The sequence below is a fragment of the Ectobacillus ponti genome (assembly GCF_024294785.1).
Taxonomy (GTDB): domain Bacteria; phylum Bacillota; class Bacilli; order Bacillales; family Bacillaceae_G; genus Ectobacillus; species Ectobacillus ponti.
The window spans coordinates 187,419-201,035 of record NZ_JANCLT010000006.1; the positions used below are offsets into that span (position 1 = coordinate 187,419).

Sequence of the window (13,617 nt, forward strand, 5' to 3'; positions counted from 1 at the left end):
AATCTATTACGTAAAAGATGAGGAGGGATTCCCATGGCTGCAGAAAGATACTCGGTTTTACCAGGAGCAGAGCCATTTTATTTTAAGGGAAATGAGATTGGCGTGCTGGTGTCGCATGGCTTTACCGGCACGACACAAAGCATGCGCTTCATTGGCGAAAGATTGGCAGAGGCAGGCTTCACTGTATATGGCCCGCGTCTGAAAGGGCATGGCACTCATTATGAGGATATGGAGGCCAGTACATATGCGGAATGGGTTGCTTCTGTGGAAGAGGGCTATGAGAAGCTGAAGCAGGAGTGCAAGCGGGTGTTTGTGCTGGGATTGTCCATGGGCGGCACACTGACGCTGTATCTTGCCAGTAAGTACCCCGATATCAGCGGTATTGTTCCGGTCAACGCCGCCATTGAAATTACGGCAATGGAGCCGCTGGAAGGTGCCAGCGAGCCGCGCTATTTGGATGCGATAGGCTCGGATATTAAGCAGGCGGGTGTGGTTGAACTGGCATATGAAAAAACGCCAGTGAAATCTGTCGGCGAAATTCTGCAGCTCATGCGCCTGACGAAGGAACGGCTGCCGCTCATTCAATGTCCTGCACTTATCATGGTATCAACAGAAGATCATGTTGTGCCGCCGGATAATTCCCGGCTGATTCTGGAAAGCATCAGTTCTGCGGAAAAAGAAATCCTGCAGCTTGAAAACAGCTATCATGTAGCGACGCTTGATCAGGATAAAGAGCTGATTGCCGAGCGGGCAATCTCATTCATTCAAGCTCATTGTAAATAAAGAAAGAGGGCACGCGGGTGTCCTCTTTTCTTATTGTATAAACCCGCTGATTTCCGGCGGCAGACGCCGTTGGTCGTCCGGTGCCCAAATATACTGCCCGTCACTGCGGAATAGGATGTAGCCGGGGGCAACCGGGCTATCTGTATAGACGATGATGTGGAACCGTGCAAAGTCCGTGGTCTCGCTGGAAATTATGGCTGAGTCATCTGGAACGGAGCGTTCCAAGAGGGACAGAAAACGAGTTAAGTCCGGCTCAGATACTGTCCGCACCAGCTGCTTCCGCTGATCCCGGTCCTCCTTGTACAGCTCCACTTTTTGGATTTTTTTCTTGTCCAGCGCATCATAGCCCCATAAATATCCTTCCTCACTCTTCTTGCGAGCATAATAGAGGTGATAGCCGTGAATGGCTTTTTCGTCCTTGACTGCGAGCCAGCGCGGTGCGCCGTTTATAGCATACAGCTTTGTCCCTTTTTCAAGGAAGGTGGCATCTCCGTTTTTGATACGGTAGGAAGGGTCCTTCACATTGTCGGCCATTTTGAATTTCACCGTACCCAGTTCCTCGCCTGCCAGAGCAGGGTCTGTCAAAACGCTGTTCTGCGCGCCGTCATAGCTTGTATTGGTGATGTGTACAACATCGGCCCAATCGATGATGACATTTTGCTGCCCCTTACTGCAGCCGGAGAGAAGCAGAAGCAGGAGTGCGAGCATGATCCTCATGAGTTTTCCCCTTTTTCTCCAGTATACCAATTCCAGGAAGGGAACTATAGCTGTTTGAGCAGCGAAATACGCAACAAACAGAAAAAAAAAGATGCCCCGCAAGGCATCATTGAATCGTCTTCAGCAGCAGCTTCTTCAGCAGCGGCTTAATCTTCAAGCGCAAATCCTCGGCATCCTGCGCCACAAGGAAGTGATGGTTATAAATATTTTTCATCAGCAGGTATGTTGCTTCCTGCGCTTCGCCTTCCTCAATGAAGATGCCGATGACATCCAGCCCTTTTTTTCGGGCAAGCTTTACCGCTTCATGTGTATCGAGAATGCCGTCCTGATGGTAATCAAGCGCTGACGGCTCGCCGTCCGTGAACACAAGCAGAAACTTATGCTTTTCCGGGCGCTTTGCCAGCTGCTCGGACACGATACGGATGATATAGCCGTCACGGTTATCCTCCTCCTCATGCAGCTGCATAATTTCCGGACCGCTGCTCGGAATGAGGGAGGTGTTGTAGGAAATGACCTCGTGAAGGACATTCGGCTTGGAGGATTCCTTCGCGTTGGCTGCATCCTCCCAGAAGCCGCTGATGGCATGCGGAATCTTCAGGGACTTCAGCGCTTCGTGGAACAGGACAACACTTTTCTTCGTTTCCTCCATCTTGTTGTACATAGAGCCGGAGCAGTCCACCAGGAGATGGAACGCCACGTCCAGCTCCTTGGACTCCTGGCCCTTCTTATAAAACATGCGCGGCTGCTTTTCGGTAAAAATACGGATAAACTTCTTGCGCAGACGGCCGTAATATTTCTCTGTATGGGCATTCGTTTTATTCTCAATGGTCTTTTCAATAATCTTTTTCAGTTCGCGCACATCACGGTTTACCAGAGACTTAATGGTCTGATAGGCGGCCCGTTCAGCGGGAAGCGGCTTATGCGGCTGCTTGAACGTATGATGCGCTCCTGTGTTGTACTTGCCATAGGCGCTTTCCCCGGCGGAGGAGCCGTCCGTGCTGGTATCCTTCGTGTCAGCCTGGTCAAAGTCGGCCTGGGCGCTTTTCTTGGAGCCGCCTTGCACGCTGGCCATTGCCTGATCTGCATCCTCAGATTCGCGGGCCGTATTGCCCATCAAATTTGTTTTGGTCCCGCTTTCGAGCTCGAAGCGGAGGAAGTTTTCGTTGTTGTTATTTTTGTTTTCACGGTGCCACGTGGAGAACTTCTCATCCATCTTATTTTTCTTATCGTCGTCCTCCAGCTCCTGCATATCATCATTCGCCAGCTTATGGACGCGTTCTTCCTTTTCCGCAGCCACATTGTTGCGGATGGGCGCCAGTCCGAAGTAATGGTTGATCATGTCGCCCTGCAGCTGCTCCTCCAGGCGGTAGCGGAGCTTCTCGACTGTGTACATGATGTCCTCTGTGCTTTGGGCATGGAAGGCATCATATAAAATAGTTTGCACCTGCTCCAGGTATGGGTTGGAGAAGCTTTCGTACTTGTCGCTCGTCAGCGTCAGATGGATGAGGGCGAACAGCATATCCGCCTGAAAGCCGCGAATGCGGTTGATTTCGTGCTGGGCTTGAAAATAGCTGCGGTACACTTCGCGCCGGCGGGCGAAAATGCTTTTCGTGCCGGGGCGGACCGCCTTGATTTTTTCCTCAATCCGCAAGTCCTCCAGCAGGACGAACAGCTGGGTGAAAAAACGCTTCAGCGGCGACTCCAGCAGCTCATGGCTGTATTCGCGGATGAGCTTCATATCGGAATAATGCTTGTTGCCAAGCGCCTTCAAGTAAATTTCGCCCTTCAGCCCGTTCACCTTATCCCCCTGGCTCCGGTCATCCCAAAAGTGGCTGATGACCACTTTGTTTTCGCGATCATCATAATATGCCTGGTAGCCGTATTCCAGATAAGCATCCTGCTGCTTCAGGAGGGCATACATCAGGTTCTCCATCTGCAGGAAGAGAGAAGCATCAATTTTTTTATCGTTGAACATTACATGCTTCATAGGTTATCCCTCAAGAAAGTAGCTTTCTGCCAGCTCACGCAGGGTGGCCTGCTCCGCCTCGTCGCTCAGCTTGGCAATGATGCTGCGTTCAATCGCCCGCATCACAGGGATGAATACGCTGAGATCGCATGCATCAATGATGCCGCGGATGCTGGCAGCCTCTTCGCTGACACGGCCATCGCGGGCGAGCGGGATGATGTCGCTGGAGAATTGGGCAAACTTTTCAAGAATTGCGGCGTCCTTCAGCTTGGATTCCGACAGCAGCAGCTCTTTCAGTGTATCGCCTTGGATATACGGCACTTCAATGATCACAAAGCGGTTTTTCAAGGCTTCGTTCAGCTCGCTTGTGCCGACATAGCCTTCATTGATCGCGGCGATGACACGGAAATCCTCCTGGCCGTACACAACCTCCTGCGTGAACGGGTTTGTCACCATTTTACGGTAGTCAAGGGCACCGTGAAGCAAGGGCAGGGTTTCTGGCTTTGCCATGTTGATTTCATCGATGTACAGGAACTGGCCGTTTTTCATCGCCTTCATAAGCGGGCCGTCCACGAATACAACCTCAGAGGAAGCACCGTTTCCTTTTAATGTGTTATAGCCAAGAATGCCTTCCACATCTAGGTCAACGGAGCAGTTGATGCTGTGCATCGGCTTTTGGAACAAATACGATAATGTCTCCGCCAATACGGTTTTCCCGCTTCCGGTCGGCCCCTTCAGCAGCACGTTTTTGCCGAGCAGCAGCGCTGTCAGGGCATCTTCAATGATGCTGTGATCCTGTGCTCTATACATTTTTTTACCGATTAACGCCGCTTCGCCAACGGCCGATTTGTTGCGTTCGTGAATCTGTTCTAGTTGATTTCTCAGCTGTGTATTTATATGAAAATGCTGTAGCATGAAGCTCCCACCTGTTCTGTTATGATGTAAAAATTCCTCTGTTATACCCATATGCTATGATACTCCTTTTTGCTTTTCCGCGCAAAGGAAACCATAGGCAGGCGAATGCCTATACACAGGACAAATGCCCTGCATATAGTGCTACTGTTGACATAGCTTCAGCAGAATAAAGGAGGACTTACGTACATGAATATGATGAATGATCCACGAGCACCTTATGGCGGTTATCATGGCGGAGGCAGTTGGGGCGGAGGCGGCTACGGCGGCTATCATGGCGGAGGCAGCTGGGGTGGAGGCTACCATCACCATCACGGCGGCTGGGGCGGAGGCGGCTATCCGTTTGGCGGCTTTGCGGGCGGACTTCTGGGCGGTCTGACAGCAGGAGCATTGCTTGGCGCGGGAGGCGGCTACGGCGGTTATCCGGCACCATACCCAGTGCCATACCCAGCGCAGACTTCATATTACGGCGGCTATCCGGGCTATGGCTATCCAGGCTACGGCTACCCAACAGGCTACTGATGGGCAATACAAACTATGGGGAGCATCTTCGGATGACTCCTTTTTCATTTGCAAAAAAAAAGGTGCTGCAGCCGGGTAAATACCCATGCCGTGGACGTTTGTCCTACATACGCTGTGAGTGACAGGAGTTACAAAGCAGGAGGGGAGGGTGGTACATGAATCCATACATGATGCAACAACAGATGTACCCGCAACAGTTTTCTGATCCATACATGCCGCAGACGATGGACGACCAACGCTTTTTCTACGGCGGCTTTGGCCGGCCCTGGGGCTGGGGCTACGGCCGGCCATTTTTCGGCGGCCCGTTCTTCGGGGGGCCATTCTTTGGCGGCTTTGGCATTGGGTTTCCGTTCTTTTTCTAAAATAAATACGAGGTGAGTAAATATGGAAGATATGCAGCGACGCTGGGGCTTCGGCTTCGGCCGTCCATTCGGATTCGGGTTCGGCCGTCCGTTCGGCTTTGGATTTGGAAGACCATGGGGTTTTGGCAGACCGTGGGGATGGGGCTTTGGCCGACCATGGGGCTTTGGTTTTGGATTGCCGTTTTTGGGAGGATTGGCTGCAGGCGCCCTGCTGACGCCGGGCTTTGGTTATGGCTACCCTGTTCCGTACCCGGTTCCTTATCCGATGCCATACTATGGCTATCAATATTATTATTAAAGGCAAGAACAAATAACTATATACAAAAGCCCCTGCAAGCCAGGGGCTTTTGCCATGCCAGCCGAAACAGATATAATAGAAAAAACAAGAGAAAAGAGGATACATATGGCTTGTAACTTAGACCACTCACACGAGGATGTTGTACAAAAATTTGAAGGACAGCGGGCATTTCTGCCGCAGGAGATTGCTGCAGGATTGGCCAGCTTCCTGCAGCGCGAGCATACGCAGGAGGTGCTGAATGAACTGTTTCACCTGTTGAAGAAATATGATTTGTCTTCGGCGGAGGAGCGGCAGAAGCGTGATCAGGGAATGCTGCAGCTGATGCAGTAAATCTTCTTAACTTAAGTCAATGAGATATCACAATCCCCCTGTTACACTGAAGGAAACATGGTGAACAGGGGGATTGTATATGATGTATCAACGGAAGGCTGCGCTGGCAGCGGGTACAGTGCTGATGATTATGGCTCTTGCAGCCTTTTTTTCCTATGGCTTTGTTTGGGGAAGCCTTGTGATTGAGGGGGATAAGGGAGCGACGTTTCATAATCTTCAGGCATCACCCGGCCTGTTTCGTGCGGGGATAGCTGGCTGGCTGATCACCTTAATCTGTGATATTGTGGCGGCTTGGGGCTTGTATATCTTTTTCAAGCCCATTCATTGGCAGTTGTCCCTGCTGGGTGCATGGCTGCGTCTTGTATACGCCGGGATACTGGGAGCGGCAATTATGAACCTGATGTTTGCAGCCGCATTGGCCGGCAAAGCGGGCGGCTTCTCTTCGTTCAACCTTGAGCAGCTTCAGGCATTGACAGCCCTTTTTCTAAAAAATTTTCATCTGATGTGGTCCGTCGGCTTGATTGTGTTTGGCGGCCACTTGCTGATTATAGGCTTCATGGCCTTCAAAACAGAGGCTGTCCCGAAGGTCATCGGTATTCTTTTGTTGATTGCGGCGGCAGGCTATACCATCATTCATTCCGGTTATGCCTTTTTGCCGCAATTCAACAAGGCCATCAGTATGCTTGAAGCCATTCTGAGTGTCCCGATGTCTCTGGGTGAATTCAGCCTTGGCATATGGCTGCTGCTCAGGGGCGGGAAGCTTCCGAAAAGCGGTTGACTGCTAGGTATCCTTGCTTAGTCTTTTCTTAATTCTGCTCAACGACTCGGGCGTCACGCCGAGATAGCTTGCCAACTGGTGCTGCGGGACACGGCTGATGAGCTGAGGCCGGTTCTGCAATAGGGCTTTATAGCGTTCCTCCGGGGAGGAACTGATAAATATCGCATGCTCATCCAGCATTTCGCCCATGCTGATTTCCATCATTTTACGGACCATAGTCTCCAGCTGCGGGTATTTCTTGTACATGGTTCTCTCTGAATCCGTGCTGCCGACAAGCAACACGGAATCCTCCATACATATAAAAGAGTATGCAGCCGGTGCTTCCTGCTTTTGTTCATTTGAGATGAGGATGGCTTGCTTCTCGGTAAAAAATTGAACGGTAATTTCTTTGCCTGACTCATCAATAAAGTATTGCCTCACACATCCCTTCAGCACGAAATAGCATTTCACAGCTGTCATGTCTCCTTGTTGCAGAAGGAGGTCTCCCTTTTTATATTCACGGATTGGCAGTTCATCAGCAACCGCTTGCTGTTCCTCCTTGCTGAGGGAGGTGAAACGGGTCATATACTGCAGCAAAATGTCTTTCATCTCCATAATCCTTTCGGTGGTTTGGTATATTAAGAAAGCACATGAAGGTATGTCCACAGCCAAAGGGTGTCGGAGGTCCAAAGCAGGGAAAAGAGAAGAAGGGTGCATGCATGGGCAAGCCGCTTTTGATAAGCATAGGCTGCCGAGAATGAGAAGAATAGGAAGAGCAAAAAGCCTGCCGCCTGCAGGAGAGCTTCATAGGGAAGAGATAATCCAAACTGCAAATGTACGGCGACAAACAGTGCTTTGTAAATGCCGTAAATAACAGAAGTGATGATATACAATAAGACAAACTGCATCGCTTTCAAGGGCAGCCTCCTTATTACAATGCTTTACCATCATTATACAGTGGACAAGCGGGAGGAAGAACTGAAAGTGGAGTTCATTCGCAAGATGTATAAATCCGTGAATGAACTCCCCTCTCTCGTTCTGAAAAAGCATAAGACTAGCGCACCCAATCCATCATACGCTGAATAGCTTCCGCATGGATCGGTGCGGGGAGGTGGTGACCATAGCCTTCATATGTATGCATGATAACGTCTGCGCCCAGCTCCTGCAGGCTTCGATACATATTCAGGCCATGGCTGAAGTCAACCTGCACATCTTCTGTACCATGCATGATCAGCACCGGACAGGTGACTTGCCCCGCCAGATGGATGGGGGAGCGGGCCTGGTAAGCTTCCGGCACTTTTGCGGGGGTGCCGCCGACAACCCGCTTCAGCATCCGGCGCAGGTCCATACGCTCTTCATAGGTCTGCGCCAAGTCAGATACACCGCCCCAAAGCACGAGCTTGTGGATAGCGGGGATCTGTACAGCCGTCTGCGCTGCATTGACAGCCCCGCGTGAAAATCCCATAATGGAAATCTGGTTTTCATCCACAAACGGCAGGCTGCTTAGAAAGCGGTATGCCTCCCGCACATCCTCATTTTCCGCTCCCCCAAACTCATCCCGCCCCTCGCCGCCTTCATTGCCGCGATAGGCCGGCGCAAAGACAACAAAGCCCTGATTGGCAAACTGGGCAACCCAATCCGGCTTGACCCGGCCGACACGATTGATGCCGCCCCGGCAGTAAAGGAAGGCCGGCAGCTGAAGAGAGCGGATGTCCTCAGTTGCCTGCGGCAGCGGGCATGTCAGCGGGATGACAGTGAGGCTCACTCCGTAAAGCCTTTGCAGGTGTTGCTCTAAAAACGAAACCGGCAGCGAGAAGCCGTTTGGCAGGCAAAGATATCCCTTCACACGGAATCCGCCGGATAGGTAGGTGACATGGTACATCATGGAATACATCTCCCCGTAACGTGCAGTTTGTGTATGCAAGTACTATACTGGGAAGAAGAAGGAATCGCAAGCAGCAGAAAGGAATGAGAGCATGGCATTTGGCATTAAACGGGAGGAATTGCAGGAATGGAAGCAGCGGGTGAAGTCCGGGGAAATCGCCTTTTTGACGCATTATTGGGTGGATGAACATTTTCCGGAGATGCGGACGGTGACGAAGGTCGGCTGTGCAAATCTGGACAAGCTGGCGAAATGGGGCGAACAGCATGGGCTGGAGGCGCGCTTCATTCACCGGCGCTCCGAGTATCCTCATTTTGACTTGTTTGGAGATCGGCAGGAAAGGATTTTGCGTGCGGAAAACAGGCTGGAGCAGCTGCGGCGCTTTCAGTGAAAATCATTGGGACGCAGGAAGAGAGTGTACAGAGGCCTTATGCAGCCTTTATGCACTTATGCAAAGCCGGAGAGACTTCGTGTCCGGGAAGGGGAGTTGTTATCTTTATATATGATTTAGTCGTAGGCGTTTCTTGGAGAGATGTCCAGCATCCTGCGTGAGGATTCTTTTAGTGGAATAGCAATAAGCTGTAAGAATCACCGGATAGTACAGTGAATTTTCATTCGATCCATTCGTATAGGAAATAGCTTCAACAAAATACGACAAATGCCATATAGTTCTATATTGACATGTGCATATTTTGTCGGTATGCTGTATACATATAATGAAATAATAACTTCCTCATCGGCTCAAGGTGAGGTAGAGGTCGCGAGGCTTAAGAGTATCTTGCCGGAGAGTCAGAGAGCTTGATGAAAGCAAGGGAAAGGAAGCATCGCCGAAGCGCCGCCATGCTCTGGTTGCGGCAGCTGGGACTGTATCCGAACAGGTGCAGGACTGTCATAGTTGCTTGCTATGATGAACTATCCTTTGATCTGGTGCGGTGGAGTTTGTCCTCACACCCTCAGCTAAGGTGTGTTTTTTGTGTTGTTGACACGAAAGCAGCAGACATACCCTCTATTTTGAGCGGGGGAATTCTTGGGAGGAGAACAAACAATGAGCAACGGTAATAAGCTCGGCCTGTGGATTTTGACAGCGCTCGTTGTCGGAAACATGGTCGGTTCCGGTATTTTCATGCTGCCGCGTTCTTTGGCGGAGGCGGCAAGCCCGGCAGGCGTCATGGGCGCATGGCTCTTGACAGGGTTTGGTGTATTAATGACAGCACTTGTATTCGGCAATCTGGCGCTGCGCAAGCCGAATTTGACAGGCGGACCGCAAATTTATGCGAAAGAATTGTTTAAGCCAGGCTCTAAGGCATCTCTGCTGTCCGGTTTTATGGCTTCTTGGGGCTACTGGATCGGGAACCTGGCAGGAAACATAGCCATTGTCACAACTTTTGCAGGGTATCTTTCTACCTTCTTCCCGGTTATGACAAACCAAGCTGCACTGTTTACAGTCGGCTCGTTCACACTAAAGGTCGGCAATGCTGTGACGTTTGTAGTCTGTACAGCTTTGCTATGGGCGACACATTTTATTATCTTGCGCGGGCTTGAGAATGCCGGCAAACTGAACTTCGCAGCAACTGCGGCAAAGGTCATCGGCTTTTTCCTATTTATTGTCATTGGACTATTCGCGTTCCAGTCGTCTAACCTCGTGCCATTCGTTGCTGACAAAGCAGGCGATGGCGGTGCAACCATCGGCTTGTTCGGACAGGTGAAAAATGCGGCAGTCGCAACGCTTTGGGCGTTCATCGGCGTAGAATCTGCAGTTGTATTTGCGTCGCGTGCGAAAAATCAAGTAGATGTAAAGCGTGCTACCATGCTTGGTCTGTTTATTGCATTGGCCCTTTACATCGGCATCAGTACGCTTGTCATGGGCATGCTGGATCAAAACACATTGATGAAGTCTGAAAAGCCATTGATTGATGCGATCCAAACAGTGCTTGGCCCAATTGGCGGCAAGCTGCTGGCTGGCATCGGTTTGATCAGCTTGCTGGGCTCTACCATGGGCTGGGTGATGCTGAGTGCCGAGGTTCCATATCAGGCTGCCAAGCAGGGCTTGTTCATTCCGGCATTTATGAAGGAAAACAAAAAGGGCCTGCCAGTTTTCTCTTTGACTGTGACAAACGTTCTTGGACAGCTGTTCATTTTCTCGACAGTGTCCAACTCCATTTCCAAGGCATTTGATTTTATTATTGTCGTGGCAACACTGTCTTATTTGATTCCTTACTTCATTTCTTCTGTGTTCCAGCTAAAGCTGGTGTTCACAGGTGAAACGTATGAGAACGGCAAGGGGCGTGTGGCAGATGGCATCGTGGCTGCTCTGTCCACAATCTACTCTACATGGGTAATCATAGCCGGAACAGCGGACCTGAAGACATTTGCGTTCGGTATGCTGCTGCTGCTGAGCGGTATCCTGTTCTATGGCCAGGTAAAGAAGAACCATGTGCAATCTCAGTCTGAACAAGATCGTTTATCGGCGTAATGATAGAAGCCGCCCTTTTTTTGGGCGGCTTTTTCTGTGAAAATAGAGTAAATCACAATATTTGCTTTTTACATACCACTTCTCTATAATCTGAACTTGTTATGGCATAATACATAAGGAAAGGTGTGAAGATGATGGAATCTCTACAAGGAAAAACAGCGATTATCACCGGAGCGGGCAAAGGGATTGGCCGTGCGGCTGCCATTGCACTGGCAAAGGAAGGTGTCAACATTGGTTTAATTGGGACAACCATGGCAAACCTTGAGAAGGTGGCAAATGAACTGGAGCAGTATGATGTGAATGTATCTGCGGCAGTAGCGGACGTGTCCAACCTGGAAGCGGTACAGGATGCTGTGGCGCATATTCGTGAGGACCTGGGTCCAATCGATATTCTCATCAACAACGCTGGCATTGCGAAATTCGGCGGCTTCATGGAGCTGGACCCATCTGAGTGGGAAAGAATTATTCAAGTAAACCTCATGGGTGTGTACTATACAACTCGTGCGGTGCTGCCTGAAATGATGGAGCGCAAAACAGGCGATATCATCAACATCTCTTCCTCTGCAGGCCAGCGCGCCGCAGCGGCAACAAGCGCTTACAGTGCGTCCAAGTTTGCGGTATTTGGCTTGACCGAATCTCTGATGATGGAAGCGAGAAAGTACAATATCCGTGTAAGCGCGCTGGCGCCAAGCACCGTCGCAACAGAACTGGCAGTGGAGAACAAGCTGACAGACGGCAATCCGGAAAAGGTGATGCAGCCTGAGGATCTTGCTGAATTCATGGTGGCGCAGCTGAAGATGAATCCGCGCATCTTCATCAAGACTGCCGGCATGTGGTCCACCAATCCATAAAGAGAACGGCAAGACCGCCATGGATCCCATCGTATCATCAAGGGCTTCAATGGCGGTCTATTTGATGGAAAAATGGCTTTTGCTGCGGCTCTTTATGCGGGCAAAGGCAATAGGCAGGCTCATGCCTGTTTCCGTTGGCATGAGGAAAAAAACTGTATGTAAATTGCTTGCCCTTGCTGGTACAATGAGGCAGGGGGTGAAGGCATGCTACAAAAAGTTATCTACTACGCGCTCGGTATGTTCATTGCCTGCACGGGTGTCTCAATTGTCATCCGGTCGAATATCGGCGCCGGCCCGTGGGATGCATTTTACATAGAGGCAGCGGAGAAGGCGGGGCTGTCTCTTGGGACTTGCGTCATTGTTGGACAAATTCTATTTATGCTGCTTAATAGCGCCTTACTGAAGAAGAGGCCGGTGTTTGAGTCAGCCATCACAATTTTGCTGTGGGGCTTTATTTTGGACCTGTGCAACAAGGGGCTGCTGAAGCATGCAGTGTTTGCAGGTTTGCCGCTTATGTCACGCTGGCTGCTGTTCCTGCTTGGTGTCGTGCTGATTGGGATTGGCGTCGGCTTGTATTTGCAGTCCAAGTTCCCGGCCATGCCATATGACGGGACGATGCTGGCGATCGGGCAGTGCTTTGGTCTGAAGCTGGGGGTTTCCCGTACGATTTTGGAGGGGACAGGTCTGCTGCTTGCATCTATGATTGGCGGTCCGGTCGGTTTTGGCAGTCTCGTGTTTGTCTGCTTCCTTGGCACATTTATCGGAATGTGCAGCCGCGGGATGGAGCGCTTGCTTGTGCGGGCATAGCATTAGGAGAGAGGCACGTCCTGAGGAGGTGCTTCTTTTTAATGCCTAAATATGGCAGGGACAGGCGGCTTCGAGACACAGCTGTTTCCGGCTGAAAACGGAAAAATCCTGTATGGAGAAAGAAATGCTTCTGCGCTAGGATTGAAGGAAAATGATATATTTCGAATATTTGTGAAAATTATAAGAAATTTCCTATTTGGAAATTGACTGAAAATGACGGGCATGCTACGCTTTCATCAGTTAACAATGTGTAAACCTATCTTTACAATATGTAATTTCTTTCGATGGGAGCAAGCAGATGGATGAAACGTGGAAGCAATCCTTAGCAGAGCACAGAAGCAGTCGGCGGCAGCAGTTGATTGAGAGCGCGCTGGCATTGTTTTTGGAGAGAGATTTAGCCAATGTGACAATGACGGATATTGTGGCGAGGGCAGGCATTAGCCGCGTTACGCTGTATAAATATTTTAAATCCATCCATGAGATTGCCTTTGAGGTGCAAATGAAAGTGATTCGGGAGATGAATGTGCTGCTGCGGGAGTGGATGCTGGCGGGGAGAACAGGCGCAGACAAACTGGATTTATTTTTTGAGGGGGCATTGTGGTTTTATGATACGCATCCTCACAGCCTGCGGTTTATGGGACTATTCGATCACTATTATCGCAATACATATCCGAATGCACAGTTGGAGGAAGCATATCGTACATTTTTGAATGGAGAAGGCAAGCTGCCGGTTCCACTGGCTGAGGGGATTACGGATGGGTCGCTTCATTATGAGGGAGATACGCAGCTGCTTGTATCAACCATCGCGAATGTGTTCTTAAGCGTTGGACAGCGGATGGCTGCCCGGGGCCATCTAATTGGTCCGGAGCATAGCATCCCGCCGCGGGCGGTGCTTGTGCAAACTCTTCAAATCGTACAAAGCTTTTTACGGCGATAGCACATAAGGGGAGGGATTTC

The 13,617-nt window shown here is 50.4% G+C and carries 17 protein-coding genes and 1 riboswitch; of the genes, 11 read left to right on the forward strand and 6 right to left on the reverse strand.

Annotated features, from left to right (window positions below):
- Positions 1-33 precede the first annotated feature (33 nt).
- Complete coding sequence (locus NK662_RS13295; protein WP_254759427.1) at positions 34-783, forward strand: alpha/beta hydrolase; 750 nt, start codon at positions 34-36, stop codon at positions 781-783.
- Positions 784-813: 30 nt separating this feature from the next.
- Here the strand turns inward: NK662_RS13295 and NK662_RS13300 are convergent, their stop codons facing one another.
- The 3 genes from NK662_RS13300 to NK662_RS13310 all read right to left on the reverse strand — a co-directional run bounded on the left by NK662_RS13300 (position 814) and on the right by NK662_RS13310 (position 4,381).
- On the reverse strand, positions 814-1,500 hold the full coding sequence (locus tag NK662_RS13300) for a hypothetical protein (protein ID WP_254759428.1): 687 nt from the start codon (positions 1,498-1,500) through the stop codon (positions 814-816).
- Between the two features lie 106 nt (positions 1,501-1,606).
- Entirely contained in the window at positions 1,607-3,487 is a 1,881-nt protein-coding gene (locus NK662_RS13305) for a vWA domain-containing protein (protein WP_254759429.1), read from the reverse strand.
- 3 nt (positions 3,488-3,490) lie between these two features.
- On the reverse strand, positions 3,491-4,381 hold the full coding sequence (locus NK662_RS13310; RefSeq protein WP_254759430.1) for an ATP-binding protein: 891 nt from the start codon (positions 4,379-4,381) through the stop codon (positions 3,491-3,493).
- Between the two features lie 186 nt (positions 4,382-4,567).
- On the opposite strand from NK662_RS13310, the gene NK662_RS13315 reads away from it, so the two are divergent.
- The 5 genes from NK662_RS13315 (at position 4,568) to NK662_RS13335 (ending at position 6,668) form a co-directional block, all read left to right on the forward strand.
- Positions 4,568-4,900: a hypothetical protein gene (locus NK662_RS13315; RefSeq protein ID WP_254759431.1), complete on the forward strand. Its 333-nt coding sequence runs from the start codon at positions 4,568-4,570 to the stop codon at positions 4,898-4,900.
- 155 nt (positions 4,901-5,055) lie between these two features.
- Complete coding sequence (locus NK662_RS13320; protein WP_254759432.1) at positions 5,056-5,262, forward strand: hypothetical protein; 207 nt, start codon at positions 5,056-5,058, stop codon at positions 5,260-5,262.
- A gap of 31 nt (positions 5,263-5,293) precedes the next feature.
- Positions 5,294-5,560, forward strand: a complete 267-nt coding sequence (ymaG, locus tag NK662_RS13325; protein ID WP_438503621.1) for an inner spore coat protein YmaG — start codon at positions 5,294-5,296, stop codon at positions 5,558-5,560.
- A 105-nt stretch (positions 5,561-5,665) separates the two neighbouring features.
- Complete coding sequence (locus NK662_RS13330; RefSeq protein WP_254759434.1) at positions 5,666-5,890, forward strand: group-specific protein; 225 nt, start codon at positions 5,666-5,668, stop codon at positions 5,888-5,890.
- Positions 5,891-5,972: 82 nt separating this feature from the next.
- Entirely contained in the window at positions 5,973-6,668 is a 696-nt protein-coding gene (locus tag NK662_RS13335; RefSeq protein ID WP_254759523.1) for a DUF4386 domain-containing protein, read from the forward strand.
- A 3-nt stretch (positions 6,669-6,671) separates the two neighbouring features.
- Here NK662_RS13335 and NK662_RS13340 read toward each other — a convergent pair whose 3' ends face one another.
- The 3 genes from NK662_RS13340 to NK662_RS13350 all read right to left on the reverse strand — a co-directional run bounded on the left by NK662_RS13340 (position 6,672) and on the right by NK662_RS13350 (position 8,532).
- Positions 6,672-7,256, reverse strand: a complete 585-nt coding sequence (locus NK662_RS13340) for a Crp/Fnr family transcriptional regulator (protein ID WP_254759435.1) — start codon at positions 7,254-7,256, stop codon at positions 6,672-6,674.
- 29 nt (positions 7,257-7,285) lie between these two features.
- Positions 7,286-7,564 (reverse strand): hypothetical protein, encoded by a 279-nt coding sequence (locus tag NK662_RS13345; RefSeq protein WP_254759436.1) that lies wholly within the window; start codon positions 7,562-7,564, stop codon positions 7,286-7,288.
- A gap of 137 nt (positions 7,565-7,701) precedes the next feature.
- Positions 7,702-8,532, reverse strand: a complete 831-nt coding sequence (locus tag NK662_RS13350; RefSeq protein ID WP_254759437.1) for an alpha/beta hydrolase family protein — start codon at positions 8,530-8,532, stop codon at positions 7,702-7,704.
- Positions 8,533-8,623: 91 nt separating this feature from the next.
- Between NK662_RS13350 and NK662_RS13355 the strand changes: the two genes are divergently transcribed.
- From NK662_RS13355 to NK662_RS13375, 5 genes are all read left to right on the forward strand, one after another.
- Positions 8,624-8,920 (forward strand): hypothetical protein, encoded by a 297-nt coding sequence (locus NK662_RS13355; protein WP_254759438.1) that lies wholly within the window; start codon positions 8,624-8,626, stop codon positions 8,918-8,920.
- A 353-nt stretch (positions 8,921-9,273) separates the two neighbouring features.
- Positions 9,274-9,452, forward strand: a riboswitch (Lysine riboswitch).
- Between the two features lie 122 nt (positions 9,453-9,574).
- On the forward strand, positions 9,575-11,002 hold the full coding sequence (locus tag NK662_RS13360) for an amino acid permease (RefSeq protein WP_254759439.1): 1,428 nt from the start codon (positions 9,575-9,577) through the stop codon (positions 11,000-11,002).
- Between the two features lie 134 nt (positions 11,003-11,136).
- Entirely contained in the window at positions 11,137-11,853 is a 717-nt protein-coding gene (locus NK662_RS13365; protein ID WP_254759524.1) for a 3-ketoacyl-ACP reductase, read from the forward strand.
- A 204-nt stretch (positions 11,854-12,057) separates the two neighbouring features.
- Positions 12,058-12,660, forward strand: coding sequence for a YczE/YyaS/YitT family protein (locus NK662_RS13370; RefSeq protein WP_254759440.1), 603 nt, complete (start codon positions 12,058-12,060; stop codon positions 12,658-12,660).
- Positions 12,661-12,958: 298 nt separating this feature from the next.
- Positions 12,959-13,597, forward strand: coding sequence for a TetR/AcrR family transcriptional regulator (locus NK662_RS13375; RefSeq protein WP_254759441.1), 639 nt, complete (start codon positions 12,959-12,961; stop codon positions 13,595-13,597).
- Positions 13,598-13,617 lie beyond the last annotated feature (20 nt).